This window comes from Streptomyces sp. NPDC031225, from assembly GCF_055570355.1.
The window spans coordinates 99486-123934 of the sequence record NZ_JBVIHJ010000032.1 but is presented as its reverse complement, the minus strand read 5'-3'; the positions used below and the strand labels follow the sequence as shown (position 1 = coordinate 123934).

25 protein-coding genes are annotated in these 24449 nt (G+C 67.9%); 13 read left to right on the top strand and 12 right to left on the bottom strand.

Annotation, left to right across the window (positions count from 1 at the left end):
- Positions 1–305: 305 nt before the first annotated feature.
- From ACZ48Z_RS39505 to ACZ48Z_RS39495, 3 genes are all read right to left on the bottom strand, one after another.
- Entirely contained in the window at positions 306–1337 is a 1032-nt protein-coding gene (locus tag ACZ48Z_RS39505; protein ID WP_468740737.1) for an alanine racemase, read from the bottom strand.
- A gap of 74 nt (positions 1338–1411) precedes the next feature.
- Positions 1412–2530, bottom strand: a complete 1119-nt coding sequence (femX, locus tag ACZ48Z_RS39500) for a peptidoglycan bridge formation glycyltransferase FemX (protein ID WP_468740736.1) — start codon at positions 2528–2530, stop codon at positions 1412–1414.
- A 179-nt stretch (positions 2531–2709) separates the two neighbouring features.
- Positions 2710–3024: a hypothetical protein gene (locus tag ACZ48Z_RS39495; RefSeq protein ID WP_468740735.1), complete on the bottom strand. Its 315-nt coding sequence runs from the start codon at positions 3022–3024 to the stop codon at positions 2710–2712.
- A 263-nt stretch (positions 3025–3287) separates the two neighbouring features.
- Between ACZ48Z_RS39495 and rpsF the strand changes: the two genes are divergently transcribed.
- The 4 genes from rpsF to rplI all read left to right on the top strand — a co-directional run bounded on the left by rpsF (position 3288) and on the right by rplI (position 5029).
- Entirely contained in the window at positions 3288–3578 is a 291-nt protein-coding gene (gene rpsF, locus ACZ48Z_RS39490) for a 30S ribosomal protein S6 (RefSeq protein ID WP_030827724.1), read from the top strand.
- A gap of 78 nt (positions 3579–3656) precedes the next feature.
- Positions 3657–4271: a single-stranded DNA-binding protein gene (locus ACZ48Z_RS39485; RefSeq protein ID WP_468740734.1), complete on the top strand. Its 615-nt coding sequence runs from the start codon at positions 3657–3659 to the stop codon at positions 4269–4271.
- A 57-nt stretch (positions 4272–4328) separates the two neighbouring features.
- Positions 4329–4565 (top strand): 30S ribosomal protein S18, encoded by a 237-nt coding sequence (rpsR, locus tag ACZ48Z_RS39480; protein ID WP_003949403.1) that lies wholly within the window; start codon positions 4329–4331, stop codon positions 4563–4565.
- Between the two features lie 17 nt (positions 4566–4582).
- Positions 4583–5029: a 50S ribosomal protein L9 gene (gene rplI, locus ACZ48Z_RS39475; protein ID WP_328748709.1), complete on the top strand. Its 447-nt coding sequence runs from the start codon at positions 4583–4585 to the stop codon at positions 5027–5029.
- A gap of 130 nt (positions 5030–5159) precedes the next feature.
- Here rplI and ACZ48Z_RS39470 read toward each other — a convergent pair whose 3' ends face one another.
- Positions 5160–6497, bottom strand: a complete 1338-nt coding sequence (locus ACZ48Z_RS39470; protein WP_468740733.1) for an MATE family efflux transporter — start codon at positions 6495–6497, stop codon at positions 5160–5162.
- Between the two features lie 459 nt (positions 6498–6956).
- Between ACZ48Z_RS39470 and dnaB the strand changes: the two genes are divergently transcribed.
- Together dnaB and ACZ48Z_RS39460 are read left to right on the top strand one after the other, a co-directional pair.
- Positions 6957–8435, top strand: coding sequence for a replicative DNA helicase (dnaB, locus tag ACZ48Z_RS39465; protein ID WP_468740732.1), 1479 nt, complete (start codon positions 6957–6959; stop codon positions 8433–8435).
- 100 nt (positions 8436–8535) lie between these two features.
- Positions 8536–9921, top strand: coding sequence for a serine hydrolase domain-containing protein (locus ACZ48Z_RS39460; protein WP_468740731.1), 1386 nt, complete (start codon positions 8536–8538; stop codon positions 9919–9921).
- A gap of 91 nt (positions 9922–10012) precedes the next feature.
- Here ACZ48Z_RS39460 and ACZ48Z_RS39455 read toward each other — a convergent pair whose 3' ends face one another.
- The gene (locus ACZ48Z_RS39455) at positions 10013–10465 is read right to left on the bottom strand and encodes a GNAT family N-acetyltransferase (RefSeq protein ID WP_468740730.1); all 453 of its coding nucleotides are present in this window, start codon (positions 10463–10465) and stop codon (positions 10013–10015) included.
- A gap of 342 nt (positions 10466–10807) precedes the next feature.
- Here ACZ48Z_RS39455 and ACZ48Z_RS39450 point away from each other — a divergent pair, with 342 nt between their 5' ends.
- Positions 10808–12016 carry an MFS transporter gene (locus ACZ48Z_RS39450; RefSeq protein ID WP_468740729.1) on the top strand — a complete coding sequence of 403 codons (1209 nt, stop codon included), beginning with the start codon at positions 10808–10810 and terminating at the stop codon, positions 12014–12016.
- Positions 12017–12042: 26 nt separating this feature from the next.
- On the opposite strand, the gene ACZ48Z_RS39445 is transcribed toward ACZ48Z_RS39450, so the two are convergent.
- Complete coding sequence (locus tag ACZ48Z_RS39445) at positions 12043–12909, bottom strand: GNAT family N-acetyltransferase (RefSeq protein ID WP_468740728.1); 867 nt, start codon at positions 12907–12909, stop codon at positions 12043–12045.
- Positions 12910–13117: 208 nt separating this feature from the next.
- Here ACZ48Z_RS39445 and ACZ48Z_RS39440 point away from each other — a divergent pair, with 208 nt between their 5' ends.
- A complete protein-coding gene (locus tag ACZ48Z_RS39440; protein WP_468740727.1) occupies positions 13118–13750 on the top strand; it encodes an HAD family hydrolase in 633 nt (210 codons plus the stop codon).
- 338 nt (positions 13751–14088) lie between these two features.
- A complete protein-coding gene (locus ACZ48Z_RS39435) occupies positions 14089–15633 on the top strand; it encodes a globin domain-containing protein (protein WP_468740726.1) in 1545 nt (514 codons plus the stop codon).
- Positions 15634–15645: 12 nt separating this feature from the next.
- Here ACZ48Z_RS39435 and ACZ48Z_RS39430 read toward each other — a convergent pair whose 3' ends face one another.
- From ACZ48Z_RS39430 to ACZ48Z_RS39410, 5 genes are all read right to left on the bottom strand, one after another.
- Positions 15646–16128 (bottom strand): NUDIX domain-containing protein, encoded by a 483-nt coding sequence (locus ACZ48Z_RS39430; protein ID WP_468740725.1) that lies wholly within the window; start codon positions 16126–16128, stop codon positions 15646–15648.
- A gap of 87 nt (positions 16129–16215) precedes the next feature.
- Positions 16216–17145 (bottom strand): LysR family transcriptional regulator, encoded by a 930-nt coding sequence (locus ACZ48Z_RS39425; protein ID WP_468740724.1) that lies wholly within the window; start codon positions 17143–17145, stop codon positions 16216–16218.
- 270 nt (positions 17146–17415) lie between these two features.
- Entirely contained in the window at positions 17416–18555 is a 1140-nt protein-coding gene (locus ACZ48Z_RS39420; RefSeq protein WP_468740723.1) for a cystathionine gamma-lyase, read from the bottom strand.
- Positions 18552–19043 carry a low molecular weight protein-tyrosine-phosphatase gene (locus ACZ48Z_RS39415; protein WP_468740722.1) on the bottom strand — a complete coding sequence of 164 codons (492 nt, stop codon included), beginning with the start codon at positions 19041–19043 and terminating at the stop codon, positions 18552–18554. Before ACZ48Z_RS39415 ends, ACZ48Z_RS39420 begins: the two co-directional genes overlap by 4 nt.
- Before the next feature lie 7 nt (positions 19044–19050).
- On the bottom strand, positions 19051–19428 hold the full coding sequence (locus ACZ48Z_RS39410; RefSeq protein WP_468740721.1) for a phage holin family protein: 378 nt from the start codon (positions 19426–19428) through the stop codon (positions 19051–19053).
- A 57-nt stretch (positions 19429–19485) separates the two neighbouring features.
- Between ACZ48Z_RS39410 and ACZ48Z_RS39405 the strand changes: the two genes are divergently transcribed.
- The 4 genes from ACZ48Z_RS39405 (at position 19486) to ACZ48Z_RS39390 (ending at position 21920) form a co-directional block, all read left to right on the top strand.
- Entirely contained in the window at positions 19486–19803 is a 318-nt protein-coding gene (locus ACZ48Z_RS39405; protein WP_468740720.1) for a cupin domain-containing protein, read from the top strand.
- Between the two features lie 148 nt (positions 19804–19951).
- On the top strand, positions 19952–20164 hold the full coding sequence (locus ACZ48Z_RS39400; protein WP_037711649.1) for a DUF5326 family protein: 213 nt from the start codon (positions 19952–19954) through the stop codon (positions 20162–20164).
- A gap of 485 nt (positions 20165–20649) precedes the next feature.
- Entirely contained in the window at positions 20650–21384 is a 735-nt protein-coding gene (locus ACZ48Z_RS39395) for an IclR family transcriptional regulator (RefSeq protein WP_468740744.1), read from the top strand.
- Between the two features lie 98 nt (positions 21385–21482).
- Complete coding sequence (locus ACZ48Z_RS39390) at positions 21483–21920, top strand: SsgA family sporulation/cell division regulator (RefSeq protein WP_468740719.1); 438 nt, start codon at positions 21483–21485, stop codon at positions 21918–21920.
- A gap of 572 nt (positions 21921–22492) precedes the next feature.
- On the opposite strand, the gene ACZ48Z_RS39385 is transcribed toward ACZ48Z_RS39390, so the two are convergent.
- Positions 22493–24277 (bottom strand): YibE/F family protein, encoded by a 1785-nt coding sequence (locus ACZ48Z_RS39385; protein ID WP_468740718.1) that lies wholly within the window; start codon positions 24275–24277, stop codon positions 22493–22495.
- Between the last annotated feature and the right edge of the window lie 172 nt (positions 24278–24449).

The window sequence follows — 24449 nt, the reverse complement described above, 5'->3', positions numbered from 1 at the left end:
CCCCCCCCCCCCCCCCCCCCCCCCCCCCCCCCCCCCCCCCCCCCCCCCCCCCCCCCCCCCCCCCCCCCCCCCCCCCCCCCCCCCCCCCCCCCACGCCGTCCACTTCGACGGACCGCAGGTGGAGTGGGGCAACGACCGGGAGACCACCGACGGTTCGCTCTGAGCGAACAGCCGAGGGGCGCGTGCGAAAGGCCGTACAGGGGAGCTTCCGTGTACGGCCTTTCGCTGTGCCTACGACGCTCGGCGACCGTCAAGCACGGCGCTGCGCTGCCGTCTCCCGTCGCCCGGTGGGCGTCTCACGTGGTTCAGCGGTCGACGATCCGGTCGAACTGCGTGGTGGTGTGCCGCAGATGGGCCACGAGTTCCTCGCCGACCTTCGGTTCGGAAGCGTCCGAAGGGACGAAGAGGATCGAGACCTGCATGTGCGGCGGCTCGGCGAACCAGCGCTGCTTGCCGTCCCAGACGAACGGAGAAAGGTTCCGGTTGACCGTGGCCAGGCCGGCGCGGGCGACGCCCTTGGCGCGCGGCATGACCCCGTGCAGGGCCTTCGGGGCCTCCAGGCCCACACCGTGGGAGGTTCCGCCCGCCACGACGACCAGGAAGCCGTCGGAGGCCGCCTTCTGCTGGCGGTAGCCGAAGCGGTCCCCCTTGGAGACGCGCGTGACGTCCAGGACCGCGCCGCGGTACTGGGTGGAGTCGTGGTCTCCGAGCCACAACCGGGTCCCGATGCGGGCGCGGAAGCGGGTCTGCGGGAACTGCTGCTGCAGCCGGGCCAGGTCATCGGCCTTGAGGTGGCTGACGAACATGGTGTGCAGCGGCAGGCGGGCCGCGCGCAGCCGGTCCATCCAGCCGATGACCTCCTCGACGGCGTCCGAGCCGTCGGTGCGGTCCAGCGGCAGGTGGATCGCGAAGCCCTCGAGGCGGACGTTCTCTATGGCGGCGTGCAACTGCGCCAGGTCCTGCTCGCTGATGCCGTGCCGCTTCATCGAGGACATCACCTCGATGACCACACGGGCCCCCACCAGGCCGTAGACCCCGTCGATCGACGACACGGAACGGATGACCCGGTCGGGCAGCGGTACGGGTTCCTCGCCCCGCCGGTACGGCGTCAGCACCAGCAGGTCACCGCCGAACCAGTCCTTGATCCGCGCGGCCTCGTAGGTCGTGCCGACGGCGAGGACGTCCGAGCCCAGCCGGGTCGCCTCCTCCGCAAGCCGCTCGTGCCCGAAGCCGTAGCCGTTGCCCTTGCAGACCGGGACGAGTCCCGGGAACTGCTCCTGCACGTGCTTGTGGTGCGCCCGCCAGCGCGCGGTGTCGACGTAGAGCGTGAGCGCCATGGCCGGACCCGGAACCTTTCTAGTGGCTGCGGTGTATCAGAGGTATGGGAGCTATTGAAGCGAAGAACGCGACGTCAGCGGCGCGACATGTAGATGTCGAGTGCCTTGTGGAGCAGCTTGTTGAGCGGGAAGTCCCATTCGCCGAGGTACTCGGCGGCCTGGCCGCCCGTGCCCACCTTGAACTGGATCAGGCCGAACAGGTGGTCGGTCTCGTCCAGCGAGTCGGAGATGCCCCGCAGGTCGTACACGGTGGCGCCGAGCGCGTAGGCGTCACGCAGCATCCGCCACTGCATCGCGTTCGAGGGCCGGACCTCGCGGCCGATGTTGTCGGAGGCACCGTAGGAGTACCAGACGTGTCCGCCGACGATCAGCATGGTGGCCGCGGACAGGTTCACGCCCTCGTGCCGGGCGAAGTACAGCCGCATCCGGTTGGGGTCCTCGGTGTTGAGGGCCGTCCACATGCGCTGGAAGTACGACAGCGGGCGGGGCCGGAAGTGGTCGCGCACCGCCGTGATCTCGTACAGCCGCTGCCATTCCTCGAGGTCCTGGTAGCCGCCCTGGACTACCTCGACGCCGGCCTTCTCGGCCTTCTTGATGTTGCGGCGCCACAGCTGGTTGAAGTTCTTGTGGACCTCTTCCAGGGACCGGTTCGCGAGCGGCACCTGGTAGACGTAGCGCGGCTGTACGTCACCGAAGCCGGCTCCCCCGTCCTCGCCCTGCTGCCAGCCCATGCGGCGCAGCTTGTCGGCGACTTCGAAGGCGCGCGGCTCGATGAAGTCCGCCTCGATGTCACGCAGGCGTTTCACGTCCGGGTTCTGGATGCCCGCCTTGATGGAGGTGGCCTCCCAGCGCCGGATGATCACCGGCGGCCCCATCTTCACCGAGAACGCGCCCTGGTGCTTGAGGTGCGCCAGCATCGGTTCCAGCCAGTCGGTCAGATTCGGCGCGAACCAGTTGATGACCGGGCCTTCGGGCAGATAGGCGAGGTAGCGCTTGATCTTGGGCAGCTGCCGGTAGAGGACGAGGCCGGCGCCGACCAGCTCGCCGCCCTTGTCGAACCACCCGAGGCTCTCCGAACGCCACTCCGCCTTGACGTCAGCCCAGGCCGGGACCTGCATGTGGCTCGCCGACGGCAGGCTCTGGATGTATGCCAGATGCTGCTCGCGACTGATCGTCCTCAGGGTCAGGCTCATTCGGGGCGCTCCTCGGGCTGGTGTGTCCCCATGGGTACAGGGGCTCCGGCTCTCGCGCCGAAGCCTACTGCGCCTTACGAGCGCCCCGACTGGGCGTACGGCACCTGCGCCCCGGGGCGTGGGCCACCCGGGCGTTCCGTGGTGCTTTGGGTGTTGTCAGAGGGACGGTACCCGTGGCGTCAGTTGATGACCCCACCGAAGAGGCCGCCGTGCGCCATGCCGAGGAAGAAGCCGATCGCGGACGCGCCGAGACCGAGGATCAGTCCGAAGCGCTCACGGGTCGTCTCCGAGACCCACTGGCCGTACGCACCCGTGAGGATGCCCACCAGGCCGGTCCAGGAGCTGAGCAGGTGCAGGTTGTGGAACATCGCCGTGACGAATGCCGTGGCACCCAGCACCAGGGTCACCGCGAGCAGGGTGTCCTGGAGAGGGTGAGGTTTTCCGTCCGTGGCGAAAAGGCCTCCGACGGTGTTGGGTCGCATTGCCTGTGCCATAGGGCACCTCCTGCGGAAGGCGGCGCATCGTAGCGCCGTACACACCCGATGTGTACAGAGTGACGGCCTCCGAGACCGGATTTCAACTGGAAGCCGGTGTGCGGGTAGTCTGTACCGTCTGCACGGTGTCTGCCCATGTCACGACCGGGACTACCGCAAGGAAGCCCCGATTGTCAGTGGCGGCCGATACCGTTGCGTACGCATCACAACCCTCCTGCCACGGAACGACCGTGGCCGTTGAGTCCAAAGGAGGTGGGTTCCACATGCGTCACTACGAAGTGATGGTCATCCTCGACCCCGATCTGGAGGAGCGCGCTGTCTCCCCCCTGATCGAGAACTTCCTCTCCGTCGTCCGTGAGGGCAACGGAAAGGTCGAGAAGGTCGACACCTGGGGCCGTCGTCGTCTCTCGTACGAGATCAAGAAGAAGCCCGAGGGCATCTACTCGGTCATCGACCTGCAGGCCGAGCCTGCGGTCGTCAAGGAGCTCGACCGACAGCTGAACCTGAACGAGTCGGTCCTCCGGACCAAGGTCCTCCGCCCCGAGACCCACTGAGCTTCCGCTCAGCTGATCTCGGGATCCGAGTAGCAGCAACCAAGCAGCCAGAGCAGCAAACCCGCCGAGAGGTTCCCCATGGCAGGCGAGACCGTCATCACGGTCGTCGGCAATCTTGTCGATGACCCCGAGCTGCGCTTCACCCCTTCCGGTGCGGCGGTCGCGAAGTTCCGTGTCGCGTCCACCCCGCGCACCTTCGACCGTCAGACGAACGAGTGGAAGGACGGCGAGAGCCTGTTCCTGACCTGCTCGGTCTGGCGTCAGGCAGCGGAGAACGTCGCCGAGTCGCTTCAGCGAGGCATGCGCGTCATCGTGCAGGGCCGGTTGAAGCAGCGGTCCTACGAGGACCGCGAGGGCGTCAAGCGCACGGTCTACGAGCTGGACGTCGAGGAAGTCGGCGCCAGCCTGCGCAGTGCCACGGCCAAGGTCACCAAGACGGCCGGCGGTGCCGGCCGAGGTGGCCAGGGTGGTTACGGCGGCGGTAGCGGTGGCGCCCAGGGTGGCGGCAGCTGGGGCGGAAGCCCCGGCGGCGGTCAGCAGGGCGGCGGCGCTCCCGCCGACGACCCGTGGGCCACCAGCGCTCCTGCCAGTGGCAACCAGGGCGGCAGCGGTGGCGGCGGCTGGGGTGGAAACTCCGGCGGCGGCAGCAGCGGCGGCAGTGGCGGCGGCTACTCGGACGAACCCCCCTTCTAGGCCTCTGGCCGGAGGGTGGGTCGTACCCACACTTCTTGATCACACAGGAGATACACCATGGCGAAGCCGCCTGTGCGCAAGCCGAAGAAGAAGGTCTGCGCATTCTGCAAGGACAAGGTCACGTACGTGGACTACAAGGACACGAACATGCTGCGGAAGTTCATTTCCGACCGCGGCAAGATCCGTGCCCGCCGCGTGACCGGCAACTGCACGCAGCACCAGCGTGACGTCGCCACGGCAGTCAAGAACAGCCGTGAGATGGCGCTGCTGCCCTACACGTCCACCGCGCGATAAGAGAGGGTGACCGAAACATGAAGATCATCCTCACTCACGAGGTCTCCGGCCTCGGTGCCGCGGGCGACGTCGTCGACGTCAAGGACGGTTACGCTCGCAACTACCTGATCCCGCGGAATTTCGCTATCCGCTGGACCAAGGGTGGCGAGAAGGACGTCGAGCAGATCCGTCGTGCTCGCAAGATCCACGAGATCCAGACCATCGAGCAGGCCAACCAGGTCAAGGGTCAGCTGGAGGCCGTCAAGGTCCGTCTGGCTGTCCGCTCTGGCGACGCCGGTCGTCTCTTCGGTTCCGTCACCCCGGCCGACATCGCCTCGGCGATCAAGGCTTCCGGTGGCCCCGAGGTCGACAAGCGCCGCATTGAGCTCGGTTCGCCGATCAAGACCCTGGGCGCCCACGAGACGTCCGTGCGTCTGCACCCCGAGGTTGCCGCCAAGGTCAACATCGAGGTCGTCGCGGCCTGATCGCTGCGCTCGTCTTGAGCAGTTGTGAGAGGGGCTGTACCCCATGGGGTACAGCCCCTTTTGCGTACCCGTCGTAAGCGGTGGTGTTTCACGTGAAACGTGACGGCCCACGATGTTTCACGTGAAACGGTCAGCGGGTCGCACCGGTGACGATCCAACGGCCTGAGCGGGTTCGTAGCCAGAGCGTCAGCATGCGCACGGTCATCATCAGTGTCATCGCTGCCCACACTGCGGTGAGTCCTCCGCCCAGTGCCGGGACGAGAAGGGCCACCGGAGTGAAGACGGCCAGGGTGATCACCATGGCCCAGGCAAGGTATGGCCCATCCCCCGCGCCCATCAGTACGCCGTCCAGGACGAAGACGACACCGCAGATCGGCTGGGAGAGAGCCACGATCACCAGAGCGGGTAGGGCGGCTCCCCTGACTGCGGCATCACTGGTGAACAGAGGCAGGAACAGCGGACGGGAGAGCACGACCAGCACGCTGAGGATGACCCCGACCGCGATGCCCCACTCCACCATGCGACGGCATGCCTGGCGGGCACCGTTGATGTCGTCGGCACCCAGATAGCGCCCGATGATGGCTTGCCCGGCGATGGCGATGGCGTCGAGCGCAAAGGCAAGCAGGCTCCACAGGGACAGGATGATCTGGTGGGCGGCGATGTCGGCATCACCCAGGCGGGCTGCGACGGCCGTGGCAATCATCAGGATCGCCCTCAGGGAAAGCGTCCGAACCAGCAGAGGGGCGCCAGCTTGAGCGGAGGCCCTGATCCCTGCGGCGTCGGGACGCAGGGAGGCGCCGTGTCTGCGGGCTCCGCGGACGACGACCACGAGGTAGGCGGTCGCCATACCGCACTGGGCGATGACCGTGCCCCAGGCGGATCCCGCGATACCGAGGCCGGCGCCGTAGACGAGGCCTACGTTGAGGACGGCGTTGGCGACGAAACCGGAGATGGCCACGTAGAGCGGGGTCCTGGTGTCTTGCAGTCCGCGGAGCACGCCGGTCGAGGCGAGCACGATCAGCATGGCGGGGATACCGAGGGCCGAGATCCGCAGGTAGGTGGTGGCGTAGGGGGCTGCGGTGTCCGAGGCGCCGAAGAGCTCCACGATCGACGGTGCGGAGGGCAGGACCACGGCGATGACTGCGACGCCGAGCAGCAACGCCAGCCAGATGCCGTCCACGCCCTGGCGTATGGCGGTCTGAAGATCGCCTGCTCCTACGCGCCGGGCGACGGCGGCAGTGGTGGCGTACGCGAGGAAGACGAAGACACTGACAGCTGTCGTGAGGAGAGCTGATGCGATGCCGAGACCCGCGAGTTGTGCGGTGCCCAAGTGGCCGACAATCGCGCTGTCGGCCATGACGAAGAGGGGTTCGGCGACGAGCGCACCGAAGGCCGGAACGGCGAGTGTGACGATCTCGCGGTCGTGCTGTCGCCGAGGGGCCTTGAGGGTCGCGGGCACCTGTGTCATGTGCACCAATCTAATCGTCCACAGGTAATAGATGCAATTGATATTGAACCCTTACCCATGCTCGTACGGGGTGTGTCGCTGTGTACAGCTCGAACTGATCTTGAGCCAGCCGGGAAAGTTTTTCTTCTGCACAGCCGGTGGATGGTGAAGGTCCAGGTCAGAGCCGTGTTCCGGGATGTGGGCGGAGCTTGTTCACAGGCCTGTCCACCGGGTCGTGCACAGGTTTTGCGGAGTTCTCCACAGCATCCGGGCCGTCGTCCACATGGCCTGTGGATAACCAGATTGGCTGACGGTGCCCGCGGGCCTACGGTGGTGCGGCGCCCACTCCGTCCGTCGGTCAGGGAAACAGCACAAAACCGACGCGCCAGAAACGGAGTTGGGCGTCTCATTTGTCAGTGCCGTGCCGTAGAAATGAGAAGCACGGCGAGGTCCGCTCGGCGGACGGGAGGAGGTGGCTCGGTGAGTATTTCCGAGCCCTTGGACGACCCGTGGGCCGACAGCGGTCCAAGTGATCGTCTGCCCTCCTCGCGCCGCCGTGGCGACGGGGGCCGGAGCCGAGACGAGCAGCACGATCGCGGCAGGGACAGCAGCGAATGGGACGGCGGCGGCACGGCCTTCGAGCGGGTTCCGCCCCAGGACCTGGACGCCGAGCAGTCCGTCCTCGGCGGCATGCTCCTGTCCAAGGACGCCATCGCCGACGTCGTCGAGGTCATCAAGGGCCACGACTTCTACAAGCCCGCCCACGAGACGATCTTCCAGGCGATCCTGGACATCTACGCCAAGGGCGAGCCGGCCGACCCCATCACGATCGCCGCCGAACTCACCAAGCGAGGTGAGATCAACAAGGTCGGCGGCGCATCGTATCTGCACACCCTCGTCCAGACCGTGCCGACGGCGGCGAACGCCGAGTACTACGCAGAGATCGTCCATGAGCGTGCGGTCCTGCGCCGCCTGGTAGAGGCCGGTACTCGCATCACCCAGATGGGATACGCGGCCGACGACGACGTCGACGAGATCGTCAACCGGGCGCAGGCCGAGATCTACGCGGTCACCGAGCAGCGCACCAGCGAGGACTATCTGCCGCTCGGCGACATCATGGAGGGCGCGCTCGACGAGATCGAGGCGATCGGCTCGCGCAGCGGCGAGATGACCGGTGTGCCCACGGGCTTCACGGACCTCGACTCGCTCACCAACGGTCTGCACCCGGGCCAGATGATCGTCATCGCGGCCCGTCCCGCCATGGGAAAGTCCACCCTCGCCCTGGACTTCGCCCGAGCTGCCTCGATCAAGAACAACCTGGCCAGCGTCATCTTCTCCCTCGAAATGGGGCGCAACGAGATCGCGATGCGTCTGCTGTCGGCCGAGGCGCGGGTGGCTCTGCACCACATGCGTTCGGGCACCATGACGGACGAGGACTGGACCCGGCTGGCGCGTCGGATGCCCGAGGTGTCCTCCGCCCCGCTCTACATCGACGACTCCCCGAACCTGTCGATGATGGAGATCCGCGCGAAGTGCCGTCGGCTGAAGCAGCGCAACGACATCAAGCTCGTGATCATCGACTATCTCCAGCTGATGCAGGCCGGTGGCTCCAAGCGCCAGGAGAGCCGTCAGCAAGAGGTCTCGGACATGTCCCGAAACCTCAAGCTCCTCGCCAAGGAGCTGGAGGTTCCCGTGATCGCGCTCTCGCAGCTCAACCGTGGCCCCGAGCAGCGCACGGACAAGAAGCCGATGGTGTCCGACCTGCGTGAGTCCGGCTCCATCGAACAGGACGCCGACATGGTGATCCTGCTGCACCGCGAGGACGCCTACGAGAAGGAGTCACCGCGCGCGGGCGAGGCGGACATCATCGTGGGCAAGCACCGTAACGGCCCTACGGCCACGATCACGGTCGCCTTCCAGGGCCATTACTCACGGTTCGTGGACATGGCACAGACCTGAGGTCCGTGGCTCGTTGCGTCCCACGGCAGGTCGGCGGTCCGCGACGTGCTCGGGGCTAAAGAAGTCGACGTTCGTGTCTCCCACGGGATGGACTGTGGGCATGACGACATCTCAGGAAGAGTTGCTTCCCGGCACACGGCGGGCGCTGCTGCACCGGATTGCCGTGGCCCAGGCCGAGGGGCGGGCCCCGTCGCTGGTCGCAGCGGTCGTGCGGGGCGGACGGGCCGTGTGGCACGGGTCGCGTACCTCGGTGGACGGACACGGCCCGGACGAGAACGTGCAGTACCGCATCGGGTCGATCACCAAGACCTTCACCGCTGTCCTCGTCCTGCGGCTGCGCGACGAGGGGCTGCTCGATCTGGGTGATCCGTTGGAGAAGCATGTGGCCGGCACAGGGGCGGGGGAGGCCACCATTGCCGAACTGCTCGCCCACACCGGTGGATTGGCGGCCGAGTCTCCCGCGCCCTGGTGGGAACGTACGCCCGGGACGTTGCGTCCCGAACTCGCCGATGTGCTGGGTGAGCAGCCCTTCCTGCATCCGGTCGGCCGCCGCTTCCACTATTCGAACCCGGGCTACACCCTGCTGGGGGCGCTCGTCGAGAAGCTGCGCGGGGCTCCATGGGAGGAGGTGCTCCGACGTGAAGTACTGGCACCTCTGGGCCTGGACCGCACGAGCGGCCACCCCGAAGCGCCGCATGCGGGAGGCTGGGCGGTACATCCGTGGGCCGATGCCATGTTGCCCGAACCCTCCGAGGACCTGGGACGGATGGCTTCCGCGGGTCAACTCTGGTCCACCACAGCTGACTTGGCTCGCTTCGCAGTCTTTCTGGCGAACGGCGACGACCGGGTCCTGAGCGCGGAGACCGTGCGGGAGATGCGCACACCCGCGGCGCCGGCCGGGGTTGGTGATCTCGCCGACGGTGCTTCGTACGGGCTCGGAATGCAGGTTCAGTACCGCGACGGCCGACTGCTCGTGGGCCATTCGGGCTCGCTGCCGGGATTCCTCGCGAACCTCACCATCAGTGTGGCGGACGACATCGCGGCGATTGTGCTGACCAACTGCACCTCCGGCCCGATGCCCTCCGTCGTCGGCGCGGATCTCGTCCGGATCGTCGCCGAGGCCGAGCCCAGGATTCCTGAGCCGTGGCGCCCGATGCGGGAAGTCGACCCGTCCGTCCTGGAGTTGGCGGGACAGTGGTACTGGGGGACCAACGGATTCGCCCTACGGTTGACTGCGGACGGACTCGCCTCGCTGGAACCTCTGTCGGGTGCGGGCCGCCGCTCGCGGTTCCGTTCCAACGGTGACGGCACCTGGACGGGGCTGGAGGGCTACTTCCAGGGGGAGCTCCTGAGGGCCGTACGACGCCCTGACGGGTCCGTGGACCACCTGGACCTCGGCTCTTTCGTGTTCACGCGGCAGCCGTACGACGAGGGGTCTTCCGTGCCGGGCGGAGTGGATCCGGAGGGGTGGCGGGGTATCGGTTAGGCCCCGGTGCGCCCCGTTGCCTGATCAGCGCGTTGTTTCACGTGAAACAGCGCCCCTCGCTGTACCGCGACGCATGTGTCACGGGGGAGGGTCAGAGCGTCAGCTTGAATCCCACGTGTGAGGCCGTGAAGCCGAGCCGTTCATAGAAACGGTGGGCGTCGGTACGGGTGTTGTCGGACGTCAGCTGGATCAGCTGGCAGTCCTGGCGCCGGGACTCGTCGATCGCCCACTCGATGAGGCGGGTCCCGAGTCCACTGCCACGCTCGTCGGCGTGGACTCGGACCCCTTCGACAACCGACCGGGTGGCGCCGCGTCGCGACAGCCCCGGAATGACCGTGAGCTGAAGCGTGCCGACCACGCGGTCCTCCCGCGTGGCGACGACCAGATGCTGGTTCGGGTCGGCGGACAGCCGCTCCAGCGCGACCAGGTAGGGAGCCAGGTCGTCCGGTGATTCGCGCTGGGCGCCCAGCGGGTCGTCGGCGAGCATGGCGACGATCGCGGAGACGTCGTCCGTCGTGGCGGGCCGGATGTGGAGATCTCCCATGACCGCACCCTATGCGGGGTTCTCCTGCACCGGCACTGCAGGTACCAGAAGGCCTTCCTGACCTCGCCTGTAGGTCGGGCCTGCTTGAGGACAGTGCGGCCGGTGTCGGTGACGCTGGTGAGAGGTGGCGACGGTCGGTGGGGCGCAGATAGGGGCAGAGCGGGCCGCGTTCCCTGAGACAGGTAGCCAGGCTGCGCGACTGCTTCCTTCCTCCGCCCCGAGACGTCTACCGGGGGAATCGGCAAACCAGGATAGTCGTCGTTTGCATATATAGCGCGTCTGCAATTATTGTTGTCGTGCGCCATATGCTCCTGCACTCTTCTGGGAAGGTGTCACTCCCTCATGCCGCTCGCGCTTCTGGCCCTCGCGATCGGGGCCTTCGGAATCGGAACGACCGAGTTCGTGATCATGGGGTTGCTGCCCGAGGTCGCGGACGATTTCGGAGTCTCCATCCCCACCGCCGGCTTCCTGGTCACCGGCTACGCGCTCGGTGTCATGTTCGGCGCCCCGCTCATGACCGCACTCGGCACCAAGATCTCCCGCAAGCGGATGCTGATGCTGCTGATGGGGCTGTTCATCGTCGGCAACCTGCTCTCCGCCCTCGCCCCCACGTTCAGTGTCATGCTGATCGGCCGCGTGATCGCCTCCCTCGCCCATGGGGCCTTCTTCGGCATCGGCTCGGTCGTCGCTGCCGACCTCGTCGCCCCGGACAAGAAGGCCGGAGCCATCTCGATGATGTTCACCGGCTTGACCGTCGCCAATGTCGTCGGCGTTCCGCTCGGCACGCTGATCGGGCAGACCGCCGGCTGGCGTCTCACCTTCACGATCGTCGCGGCCCTCGGTGTCGTCGGCCTTGCCGGCATCGCCAGGCTCGTACCCGAGATGCCCCGGGTGGAGGGCGTACGCCTACGCCACGAACTGGCAGCCTTCAAGAACGTCCAGGTGCTGCTCGCCATGGCGATGACCATCCTCGGCTTCGGCGGTGTCTTCGCCGCCATCACCTACATCGCGCCGATGATGACCCACGTGACCGGCTTCGCCGACGGCTCGGTGACCTGGCTGCTGGTCCTCTTCGGGCTCGGCATGGTCGGGGGCAATCTCATCGGCGGCAAGTACGCCGACCGCGCCCTGATGCCCTTGCTGTTCGTCTCCCTGGGCGCCCTGGCCGTCGTACTCGCCCTCTTCACGCTCACCGCCCACAACAAGATCCTGGCCGGCGTCACGATCCTTCTCATCGGGGCCCTGGGCTTCGCCGCCGTACCGCCGTTGCAGAAGCGGGTCCTCGACCAGGCGCATGAGGCACCCACGCTTGCCTCAGCCGTCAACATCGGTGCCTTCAACCTCGGCAACGCCCTCTCCGCCTGGCTCGGCGGCCTCGTCATCTCAGCCGGGTTCGGCTACACGGCCCCCAACTGGGTGGGCGCAGCCCTGGCCGCGGCGGCAGTGCTCCTCGTGTTCATCTCCGCCGCGTTGGAGCGCAGGGACAGCACTGTCGGCTCCGCTGTGGCAGGGGCGACGTCTGCCGACCAGCGGACGGCCGTGCACCACTGAGCGACGCTCAGCCGGACAGGCGTGTCTCAGACCGCCGCCACCGTCAGCGGAGCGAACCGCCGGCTCCAGTCGCCCGGCAGCTCCGGGATGCCGTACGTCATCACTGAGTTGAAGGCGACCGACGCCAGCCCGCGTTCCTTGGCCCACTCCAGTAGCCCTTCGTGCCGTACATCGATGTCGGTGCGCAGCGGCCGGTCGGTACCGGCGGCGAGGGAGGCGAGGAGGGACTGTGCCGTTTCGGAATCACGGGCGATCAGAGGACCCACGACATGGGTGTGCATGTTGGGCCAGGCAGCCGCGTATCCGATGATCCGGCCGTTCTCCTCGGCGACACGCAACTGGTCGGCGAAGGCGGGCAGTCGGGTGATGAGATGCGTGCGGTCGGTGCCGAGCACTTCTTCGTCGAGCCGGAGGATTGCGGCGAGATCCTCGGCGGTGGCCGCGCGCGTGCTCCTCGTGGGCGCCGGGCCGACGGGGGCGAAGTGCCCCTGCAGCATCTCCGCTCGGCCGGTGACCTTGAAACCCAGTTCCTCGTAGAGCGGTCGGCCGTAGGGCGTCGCGTGCAGAGTCAGCGGGGTGGTGTCCATCGCGGAGAGGACGTGACGCATGAGTCGACGTCCGATGCCCTGGCGGGCGTGCCGTTCGGCGACAAGCACCATTCCGATCGCTGCCAGATCGGGTTGGCTGTACGGGCCGTACTCCGTGATCACGCAGGCGGTGACGAGACCTCCGGCGGGGTCGTCGATGCCGTAGCCCCTTCCGGCCGCGAGGAGGAGGCCCCACTTGTGCTCCTCACGCGGCCACCCCCGGTCCTCGGACAAGTCGGCGCAGGCGGTGAGATCGCGAAGCGTCAGACGACGGATGGGCAGAGCAGCGAGAGAAGGAATCGGCACGCAGGTCAGGCTGTCCGACTGGCAGCCTCGGCGTCCACCTGTTTCTGGGGGCGCGTACGAGCTTTTGGCCATGTCGTAGCCAAGTGCACAGCGCCCGAGCAGATGGCGGGTGTTTCACGTGAAACATCGGAAAACGGCGGCCATTCGGCGATCGATCGTGCGCGGGACCGAGGCTCCACCGCCGCCCTGGACCACTAACCTCTGGGACATGGCGAGACTGCATCTCTTCGACCTCGACGGCACTCTGCTCCATGGAACCACCGCACCCGTGGAAATCTCCCGCCAACTCGGGCTCGAGGCCGAGGCGGTGGCGCTCGACCAAGCGATCGGAGCCGGGCTGATAGGGCCGCCCGAGTACGCGCAGCAGGTGTACGCGCTATGGGCGGCCCTGACCGAGGCGCACGTCGTCGCGGCATTCGACAGTGCCCCGTGGCTGGCGCGCATCCGTGACGTATGGGCGGAGATCAGGGAGCAGGGCGACTACTGTGCGGTCGTCTCACTCTCCCCGTCCTTCTTCGTGGAGCGGCTCACCGGCTGGGGAGCCCATGCCGCATACGGATCCCGCTTTCCGGCCATTCCCTTCATCGAGCCGGTGGATCCCGCCGGAGTGCTCAATGCCGCCGCCAAGGTCCTGATCGCCGACCGGTTGTGTGAGCAGTTCGGAGTGAGACGGGCGGACTGTGTTGCCTATGGCGACTCGTCTTCCGACAGGGATCTGTTCGGTGCCGTGCCGATCTCCGTGGCCGTCAATGCGGACCGTCATCTGTCCGATGTCGCCACCCACTCCTACACGGGCGGGGATCTGTGGGAAGCCTATGAATTGGTGCGCCACGTCCGGTAGTTGAGGACTTCATCGCTTCGCCCCGCAAGCACTCCGCGATCAATTCGTGGAGGCTGAGGGAGGACTCGTGTGCGGCTCAGAGCGGGGCGATGCAGCCTAACGGGATGGGGAGATCAAAGACCCGAGTTTGTGGTTATGCAGGCAGTGCGTCCGTACAGGGTGGGACGCTGCTGTGAGAGTGCCGGGGCCGATGTCACAGGCTCGCCCGCTTGTCCGTGCGGGCTGTGCCTACGAGGTGAAGGTGGCCACGTGGGCCCGGACACCCGGCGGGGAGAGCAAGCCGTCTGCGGGGGAAGCAGGCGTCCTCCGATGCAGGAGGTGCGCAGACCTACCGAGAGATGTTCGAGGCGAGGCACACCATGGACGCTCCGAGCGCCAAGTCGGCCGACGACGGCACTTCCGGAGGCAGGGGCAACCGGTTCGCTCCGAACGCGCAACCGGTGGCGGGGCCCCGCACCGAACAGGAACCGGCAGAATCGGCCAAACGAAGCAGGCCGGCCGTGTCGGGTCCGGCCGGCAGGCCCGGGGCGGGTACGTCGCCGGCCACCGTGACCGGCGCAGAGGCCGGCCTGTCGGCTCAGGACACGGCGTCGTCCGGCACGGGGCCCGACCGCGGTGAAGAGACCCGCGGTGCGGAGATACCGGTGACGTTCAACCCTCCCTCCACCGGCTCGCACCTTCCCTTACAGAGCTCCGCCCCACAGCAAGGCACCGGCACCTCCGGCACTGCACCGCTGCGGTTCGCACACTTGGACCCGAGTGACCAGCCGCCCTCTCCCGACGCCGTCCTCATTCGCCGGACCATGGCGGAGGCCGCTCCCGTGGCCGACAAAGTCACGTCGTACTTCTACGCGCTGCTCTTCGTACGCCACCCCTATCTCCGCCCCCTGTTTCCCGCCGCCATGGATGCACAGCGGGATCGCTTGCTCAAGGCGTTGCTGACCGCAGCCGAGTACATCGACAACACCCCGGTCCTGGTCGGCTACCTCCAGAACCTGGGCCGGGGGCACCGCAAGTACGGCACCCGCGCCGAGCACTATCCGGCGGTTGGCGAGTGCCTCATCGGCGCCCTGAGCAAGTACGCCTCCGAGTCCTGGAACGCGGAGACGGAAGCGGCGTGGGTACGGACGTACACGAGGATCTCGCAGGTGATGATCGACGCGGCGGCCACAGACGAACTGCGTGCCCCGCCCTGGTGGTATGCGGAGGTCGTCTCGCACGACCTGAGGACTCCTGACGTCGCCGTCGTCACCGTCAGACCCGACCAGCCCTATCCCTTCCTCGCGGGCCAGTACACGAGCCTGGAGACACCGTGGTGGCCACGCATATGGCGGCACTACTCGTTCGCCTCGGCGCCGCGGGCCGACGGGCTGCTGTCGTTCCATGTGAAGGCCGTCCCCGCGGGCTGGGTCTCGGGCGCCCTGGTGCACCGCGCCCGGCCGGGCGACATCATCCGTCTCGGCCCGTCGGCCGGGTCGATGACAGTGGACCACAGCACCGACAGCGGGCTGCTGTGCCTGGGCGGCGGCACCGGCATAGCGCCGATCAAGGCGCTGGTCGAGGACGTGGCCGAGCACGGTGAACGGCGGTCGGTCGAGGTGTTCTACGGAGCTCGCACCGACGACGACCTGTACGACATCGACACGATGCTCAGGCTTCAGCAGTCCCATCCCTGGCTGTCGGTCCGCGCGATCATCGACCAGCAGTCCCGGCTCCAGCTCCCGGACGCCGTGCGCGCGTACGGACCGTGGCACGAGTACGACGCCTATCTGTCGGGGCCGCCCGGGATGATCCGCACCGGTGTGGACACACTCAGGTCCATCGGGATCCCGTCGGAACGCATCCGCCACGACTCCGTGGCGGAACTCGTCCTGACGCAGTGACCCGGAGAGGGATCATCCCAGGTCCGGCGCGTGCATGGCCCGTACGCCCTCGATGTTGCCGTCCAGGTAGTGCCGCAGGGACAGCGGAACGAGGTGCACGGAGGCGATCCCGACGCGGGTGAACGGTACTCGTACGATCTCGTACTCCCCGATGGGCTCATCCACTTCGGGTCCGTGGCGCAGGGACGGGTCCATCGACTCCAGGTGGCAGACGAAGAAGTGCTGCACCTTCACGCCGGTCGTGGCGGCGTCCGCGCCGATGTGCTCGACGGTGTCGACGAAGCAGGGCACCACGTCGGTGACCTTGGCGCCGAGCTCCTCGTACACCTCGCGGTGCAGGGCGTCGACGACGGTCGTGTCCGCAGACTCGACCCCTCCGCCGGGAGTCAGCCAGTAGGGATCCAGGCCGGGCTTGGTGCGCTTGATCAAGATCAGGTCGTCACCGTCGAGCAGGACGGCACGTGCGGTGCGCTTGACCACGGGTCGGACGGTCATGGGTGGAATGTGGCCCGGATGGTTCCACGTGAAACATCGCATGCTGTCACCGGTGGGGTTCGTTGCGTGAACTGCGCGAATCCCTGCTCAGGCCCAGTCGGCGGCGGCCCGCAACAGCCATTCGTGAGCCCGCGCGATATGCGGCATGGCTAGTGTCCCGGTACGCACCACCAAGAAGTACGTCCGCAGCGGCGGCACGGTGGGCTCGTGCAGTGCGACGACGTCACCCCGCTCCAGGGCAGCCTTGCACAGATAACGCGGCAGTACCGCGAGCCCGGCGCCCGCGACCGCGCAGGCGAGCACAGCACGCAGGTCGGGCACGATGACCCGGCCCGGCGCGGCCGGCCGGGAGTCGAAGACGGAGGCCCAGTAGCGCGAGACGAAGGGCAGCGACTCGTGCACCCCGATCACGGGGATGTTCTCCAGCGCCGGCGCTCGCTTGCCCTCAGGGACGGTCTCCAGCACGCCGTGTGTCTCTCCCGAACCGATCTGCTCTGCCCAGCGCGGGGCGGCGACCAGGACGTGCTCCTCGTCGCAGAGCGTGCTGGCCGTGAGCAGCGCGCCCCGGGGGCGGGCCGTACTGATGGCCAGATCGTGATGTCCTGCGGCCAGCCCCTCCAGGGTTTCCTCGGCATTCCCGAAGGAGGCCCGCAGGGCGAAACCCTGGCCGTCCTCACCGGTCAGCTCGGTGAGCGCGGGCAGTGCCCGCTCCGCGGTGAACTCGGGAGGCCCCGCGAGATGCAGGGTCCGCAGGGAGGACTCGTCGTCGAGACCGGTCTCGGCGATCTCCACCAGAGCGTCGAGATGGGGCGCGGCCTTGTGGGCGAGCTCGTCGCCGATGGATGTCGGGGTCACCCCGCGCGCCTGCCGCAGGAACAACGGGCGGCCCAACTGCCGCTCCAGCGTGCGGATCTGTGAGGTCACGGCCGGTTGCGACAGACCGAGCAGAGCGGCGGCGCGGGTGAAGGAACCGGCCCGGTGCACCGTCACAAAGGTGCGCAGCAGGGCCAGATCCATGGCGACGCCCTCCCCTTCCCTGCCCTTCTCCCGGCCTGGGGACAGGACTCAACTATAAATATGTCGATAGGTCTCTGTCGCTACTGTGATTGGACACTGACACAGAGTCAACTAGCCTGGTTCGCGCGGTTCTTACGCGCGGGAACCGGGACGGTCCGAGCCACGAGGGGGGAGGCTCGGACCGTCCGTCGTACGTGGGCGGACATCTGTCGTAAGTGGCCGAGCACCTGTAGAAGCTCGCCTGAACGCTGAACGCTGAACGCTGAACGGTCAGTCGGCCGACTCGTCGAGCGCACGCAGTACATCCACCACCAGGTCCTCGGGATCCTCCGCGCCGACCGAGAAGCGGATGAAGCCCTCCGGCACGTCGTCCCCGCCCCAGCGCAGGCGCCGCTCGGCCGTGGAACGCACCCCGCCGAAGCTCGTCGCGTCGTCCACGAGCCGCAGGGCGTCGAGGAAACGGTCGGCACGCGCGCGCGTGGGCAGCGTGAAAGAGACCACGCAGCCATAGCGCCGCATCTGCTGCGACGCGATCTTGTGCGAGGGGTCGTCGGACAGCCCCGGGTAGCGCAGTCCGGTCACCTCGGGCCGCGCGCGCAGCGCCTCGGCGAGCACCAGGGCGCTCGCGTTCTGCCGGTCGACCCGCATCTGGAGCGTGGCGATCGAGCGATGCGCGAGCCACGCCTCCATGGGCCCCGCGATCGCCCCCACGATCTTGCGCCAACGGCGTACGGCGTCCATGGCCTCGCCCTCGCGGCCGGTGACGTACCCCAGGAGGACGTCTCCGTGCCCCGTGAGCTGTTTGGTGCCGCTGGCCACGGAGAAGTCCGCGCCGAGCTCCAGCGGGCGCTGTCCGAGCGGTGTGGCGAGTGTGTTGTCGACGGCGACGAGCGCCCCCCGCGCGTGTGCCGCCTCGGCGAGCCGCCGAATGTCGCACACGTCGAGCCCCGGATTGGACGGACTCTCGATCCACAGCATCCGCGCGCCGTCCAGGACGTCGAGCTGGGCGTCGCCTCCGGTCGGCGCGGTGCGCACCTCGATGCCGTACGCCTCCAGCTGGGTTCGTACCAGGGGCATCGCCTGGTAGCAGTCGTCGGGCAGGACCACGGTGTCGCCCGCGCGGAGCTGGGAGAACAGCACCGACGAGATGGCGGCCATCCCGGAGGCGAACACGAGTGTCTCCACGCCGTCCTGCCCCGGTGCCTCCAGCTCGCCGATGGCACGTTCGAGCAGGGTCCAGGTCGGGTTCGCGTCACGGCCGTAGGTGTAGGGGCCGTCGACCTCCCCCGGCAGATGGAAATGGGCGGCGAACGCCGGACCGGGCAGGGTCGGTTCGTTCTTGACCGCCTCGGGCAGTCCGGCCCGCACCGCGCGTGTGCCCTCTCCGTCGTCCGCAGCCCTGTCGCTCATGCCATCTGTCCTTCCGTCTGCTCGCGTACCGCGGCGAGCAGACCTTCGCTCGCCGCCTCCACCATCTCAAGGCAGTCCTCGAAGCCGTCCCGGCCCCCGTAGTACGGGTCCGGGACGTCGAGGTCATCGCCCGCGGCCGGGTCGTACGAACGCAGCAGTCGCACCTTCCCCGCGTCCTCCGGGGTGGGCGCGAGGCGCCGCAGGGCCTTCAGGTGGCCGGCGTCGAGGGCGATGACGAGGTCGAGGCGGGAGAACCAGGCAGGCCGGAACTGCCGGGCCGTGTGGCCGCCGTCGTAGCCGTGTTCCTCCAGGACCGACACGGTGCGCGGGTCGGCGCCGTCACCCTCGTGCCAGCCGCCCGTACCGGCGCTGTCGACCTCGACCAGACCGTCCAGGCCGGCCTCCGCCACACGGGCGCGGAAGACCGACTCGGCCATCGGGGAACGGCAGATGTTGCCGGTGCAGACGAAGCAGACGCGGTAGGTCACAGCCTGCTCAGTCCTCGTCGGGCAGGACGATGTGCAGCGCCCAGGACACGATCGAGATGATCAGGCCGCCGAGTACGGCCGTCCAGAAGCCCTCGACGTGGAAGCTGAGGTCGAGCTTGCCGGCCAGCCACGAGGTGAGCATCAGCATCAGCGCGTTGACCACCAGGGTGAACAGGCCGAGCGTCAGGATGAACAACGGGAAGGTCAGCACCTGCAACACCGGCTTGACCAGGAAGTTCACCAGGCCGAAGACGAGTGCGACGAGGATCAGCGTCCAGACCTCCTTGCCCGTGTTGTCACCGGTCAGGGTGATCTTGTCGAGCAGCCAGACCGCGACTGCCAGGGCACCCGCGTTGGCGATCGTCTTGACTACGAAATTCTTCATGTGTCTGATCGTTGCAGAAGAGATCGGTTACGAGCACGGCGAGGGCGGACGAAGTCGATGAAGGCATTCCGGTTGGACGAACTGGAGGCGGAGCGCGCCGCCAATGACGGCGCCTACCTCCAGTTCCTGCGTGAGCGGAACATGTCGGTCGGCCTGTACGCACTCGACGCCGGCGCGCAGGACCCGCAGCAGCCGCACCGGCAGGACGAGATCTACTTCGTGGTCAGCGGCCGCGCGGCGATCACCGTGGGCATGGAGACCACCCAAGTGGCGCGCGGCAGCGTGGTGTACGTGCCGGCCGGCGTCGCCCACAAGTTCCACCACATCAGCGAGGACCTGAGGGTCATGGTGGTGTTCTCTCCCCCGGAGAGCTGACCTGGGGTCTCGGGGTTCCCTAGGGGATCAGTCAGGGGAGGACAAGGGGTGCGAGGCCCCCGCCGAGGCCCCTGCCGGCCCTAGCATCGAGTGCAGGACATTGACGATCCGGCACGGAAGATGCCGGACTGCAGAGAGGTGTAGGGCGATGGGAGAGATTTTCGCGGGGCTGCCGTGGTGGGTGAAGTGGATCGCGGTGCCGGTCATCGCCCTGGTCGTGTTCGGCGGGCTGATAGCCACAGTCGTCGGCTTCGTCATCGGCCTCCTCTTCAAGCTGCTGGTCTTCGTGGCCCTGGTCGGCGGACTCGTCTACGTCGTGCGGAAGTTCATGTCGAGTTCCTCCTCGCGCAGCGACTGGTGAGCGTCCGGAGCGGGTGGGGCGACCGGTAAGAGGAACCACCGGTAAGAGGAATCACCGGTTACCTCGGGCGGGGGAAGTTTTCCGGACGGGCCGTATGCGGGCGGTGGCGGACCGTTAAAGTCCGGAACTCGACGCGGGGACGACCCCGCGAGCGGCGTACACCCCCTCCCGTGTTCTCCGCACGGGCTGCCCCCCTCGCGCTCCGGGAGTGACCCTTGGCCACGGTTGACACCGCACCCGCACACTCCGACGCCCACCCGACGACCACTCCCGCGCAGCCGACGGCGCCCGACCGGACGGCGGACCCGGTACGGCCGACGGCTTCCGCAGAGCCGGTAGAGCCGGTAGCTCAGGGCCGGCCATCAGCTCAGGACCGGCCAGCAGCTCCCGGGCAGACATCCGCTCCTGTACGGCCGACAGCACCCGTCCAGCGACGCGCGACGCCCCCCTCCGAGCAGCCGGAGCACCCCCACCCCACGACCCTCATCGGGTCCGTTCAGCGTGCGATGCGCCTGCTCGAAGCCGTCGCGGAGCACGAGCACGGAGCCCCGGCCAAACAACTGGCCCGGGAGACCGGGCTGGCGCTGCCCACGGCGTACCACCTGCTGCGCACACTCGTGCATGAGGGCTATCTACGCCGGGACAGGGGCCTCTTCTTCCTCGGTGAGGCGACCGAGCGGCTGAGCAGCAGCGGAGCCCAGCAGAAACGTCGCAGCACGGTCGTCGAGGTGCTCGCACACTGCCGCGACCTGATCGGCGTGCCGGTGTACTACGCGCAGTACCGGGACGGAGAGATCGAGGTCCTCTGTGTCTCCGACACCCCGGGCAACCCGGCGGTCGAGGAGTGGGCCGACTTCCGTGAGACCGCCCACGCGCACGCCATCGGGCAGTGCCTGCTGGCCCAGCTCGACGATGAGGCGCGGCGCGACCACCTCGACCGCTATCCCGTGCGGTCCATCACCCCGTACACCGTGCGCGACAACCACAACCTGCTCAGGCGCCTCGAACGGACCGGTCGGATGGAGCCGGTGATCGAGCGTCAGGAGTACGCGCTGGGGACGGTATGCGCGGCTCTTCCGATCACGTTGGGTAACACAGCGGCGACGATGGCCATCTCCCTACCCGCTCATCAGGCGGACCGACTCCTGGCCGCAACCCAGCAACTGCAAGGGGAAATCGGGCGTCTGGTGGGTTCGCTCGCGATCTCTATCAGTATCTGAAAACTCACTCCTTGTGATCTGCCGTGTACTTTAAGCAAGATGCCACCAGTGTCAGAGGGATCATTCCCGGCCAACCAAGGCAGATGACGGGGTAGGCGATGCGCGAGACCGTGCAAGCAGAGGTCATGATGAGCTTTCTGGTGTCGGAGGAGCTCTCCTTCCGCATCCCGGTGGAGCTGCGCTACGAGGCCTGTGATCCCTACGCCGTCCGGCTGACGTTCCATCTTCCCGGCGATGCCCCGGTGACCTGGGCCTTCGGCCGTGAGCTGCTGATCGACGGGGTGGGCCGCCCCTGTGGGGAGGGCGATGTGCGGGTCGCGCCCTCCGGTCCCGAACTGCTGGGTGATGTGCTGATCCGGCTTCAGGTCGGCGCTGACCAGGCGATGTTCAGGTCGTCGACGGCGCCGATCATCGCCTTCCTCGACCGCACCGACAAGTTGGTGCCGCTCGGCCAGGAGGCCGCCCTGGCCGATTTCGACACCCATCTCGACGAGGCGCTGGACCGGATCCTGGCGGAGGAACAGAGCGCGGGCTGACGCCGTACGGCAAGGAAGTGGCGGAACGCTTCATCGTGGGCCGGGAGGGTGCAGGAACGCTTCTGCCGGATGGGTGTGTGGCGGTGGCTTGACCGGTCCCGTGTTGTGCGGCCCGGACGGGACGATGCTGGGCCGGTGCGGGCTGTCGGTCTTGAGCCGGGATGAGTGGCTGGCTGACCTTGAGCCGGGGCAAGGATGTGATCGGCTTCGGGCAAGCGGGGCAGGAGCGGTTCCCCTCATGCCGGGTGAGACTGCTGAGCGGGTACTGCCGTGGGGGCACTGGTCCGAGGCGGGTCCGTCTGGGGTCGTTGACGTTTCGGGGCGCCGGAGTCCGAACTCATCGCACCTGTGCCTGTGCCTGCTCCTGTGGCGATGTCGGTGGGGTGGCGGCTGATGCGGGGGATCCGGCAGCCTTGGCTGGACGTCGTTCAACGCACGGATTTCCTCCCGGTGCCCACCCCTCGATCCCCCGCCCGCCTGACGCGTGCGGTCCTCCCGCATCCACGCGTATCCGCGCCCGCGTCCCCGGGCCGGGCTGTGTCACCTGGTCGTGCGCTCGGGAGTGCGCACTCTCAGTGCCTGCGCCGCCGTCCCTTTCCGCCCCGGCTCGGAGTAGGGCGACCCCCTGCCGTGCCTGCGCTCGCACTGGTCGCCGGCACGGGTGAAGGCGCCACGGCTCCCACCCCCGCTGTCTCTTTTCCTGGCCGGTCCGCCGAGACCACCAGGGCCGCGAGGACCGTGGTGACCGGTACCGAGGCGACGAGGCCGATCGAGCCGACCAGGGTCCGCACGATCTCCTCCGCCACCAACTCGCTGTTGGCGACGACTCCCACGCTGGACTGGGCGATGGAAAAGAGCAGCAGTAGCGGCAGCGCGGCGCCCGCGTAGGCGAGCACGAGCGTGTTGACGACGGACGCGATGTGGTCACGGCCGATGCGGATTCCGGCGCGGTACAGCCCGCGCCAGCCCATTGCGGGGTTGGCCTCGTGCAGTTCCCAGACCGCCGAGGTCTGCGTGACCGTCACGTCGTCCAGGACACCGAGCGAGCCGATGATGACGCCGGCGAGCAGCAGGCCGCTCATGTCGATCGACGGGTACAGCCCGTGGATGAGCCCGGTGTTGTCGTCGGTGTTGCCGGTGAGCGCGGCCCAGCCGATGAACTGCGAGCCGAGGATGCCGATCAGCACCAGGGAGATCAGGGTGCCCAGTACCGCCACGGAGGTGCGGGCCGACAGCCCGTGGCACAGGTAGAGGGCGATCAGCATGATGGCGCTCGACCCGATCACCGCCACGAGCAGCGGGTTCGAGCCCTGCAGGATCGCGGGCAGGACGAAGAAGTTGAGCACCATGAAGCTGATGGCCAGCGCGACCAGTGCCATGACACCGCGCAACCGCCCGACGACCACGACGGCGAGCGCGAAGATGCCGGCCAGCAGGCCCATCGGGAACCTGCGGTTGACGTCGGTGACCGAGTACTGCAGGTCCTTGGGCGCCGAGGGCTCGTATGCGACCACGACCTTCTGACCCTGATGCAACTGCCGTGACTGGTCCGGCTGGACGATCTCCGTGAAGGTACGGCCCTTGTCACTGCCGGTGTCGACCCGGATCGTCGCCTTCTTGCAGGTGCCGTTCGCCTGCTGCTCGGCGGAGGAGCCCTCGGCTGTGGAGGTGTCCCCGGTGGGGGCCTCTCCCGAGGCGTTGACCGACTTGCAGCTGACGCTCACGACCTTGCTGACCGTGGCCTGCTGGGTCTGCCGGTCGAAGCCGACCCCGGTCCGCTCGTGGGCCGGGGCGCCACCGGGCCAGAGCACCACGAGCCCCACCAGGACGGCCGCGCCGAACGGGATCAGGATTGCCGCGATGACTTTCCGCAGGTGCTTGGAGACTGGGGCCGCAGGGCCATGGCTGTGACTGTGACCGTGCGAGTGGCCGGCTCCGCCACCGCCCCCCGCACCACTGCCCGGCCCAGAGCCGCTCCCGTCCTCGTGCCCATGCCCGTGCCCGTCGCCGGAGTTGTGTCCGTGGCCGTCGCCACCTCCGCCATGACCGCCGCGGTCACCTCTGCCATGGTCAACGCCACCGTCACCGGCTCGGTGCCCTTCGCTGAAGCCATGCCCATCGCCGTGCTCATGGTCGTGCCAGCCGCCGGACCCACCGACTCCGGACCCACCGACTCCGGACCCACCGACTCCGGACCCACCGACTCCGGACCCACCGACTCCAGGCCCCCCGGCGCCGGACCCGTACCCGCGGCCGTTCCCAGGCCCATTTCCAGGGTCATCTCCGGGTCCGTTTCCGGAGCCCGGTCGGCGCGGTGGCTCGGGCGGCGGGTACGGGGGCTGATGCGTCGTGGTCACCGACCGATCATCGCAAGAACGAATGGGGCCCCCTGTTCACCGCGCCCGAATTGACGCTAGCGTGGTGGCACCTTTGTACACGCGGGAGCTCGGAGCACCGGGCTGAGAGGGCGCTGACCTCCGTCCCAGCGATGTTTCACGTGGAACGTCCTCACAACCGAGTGACGTTCCC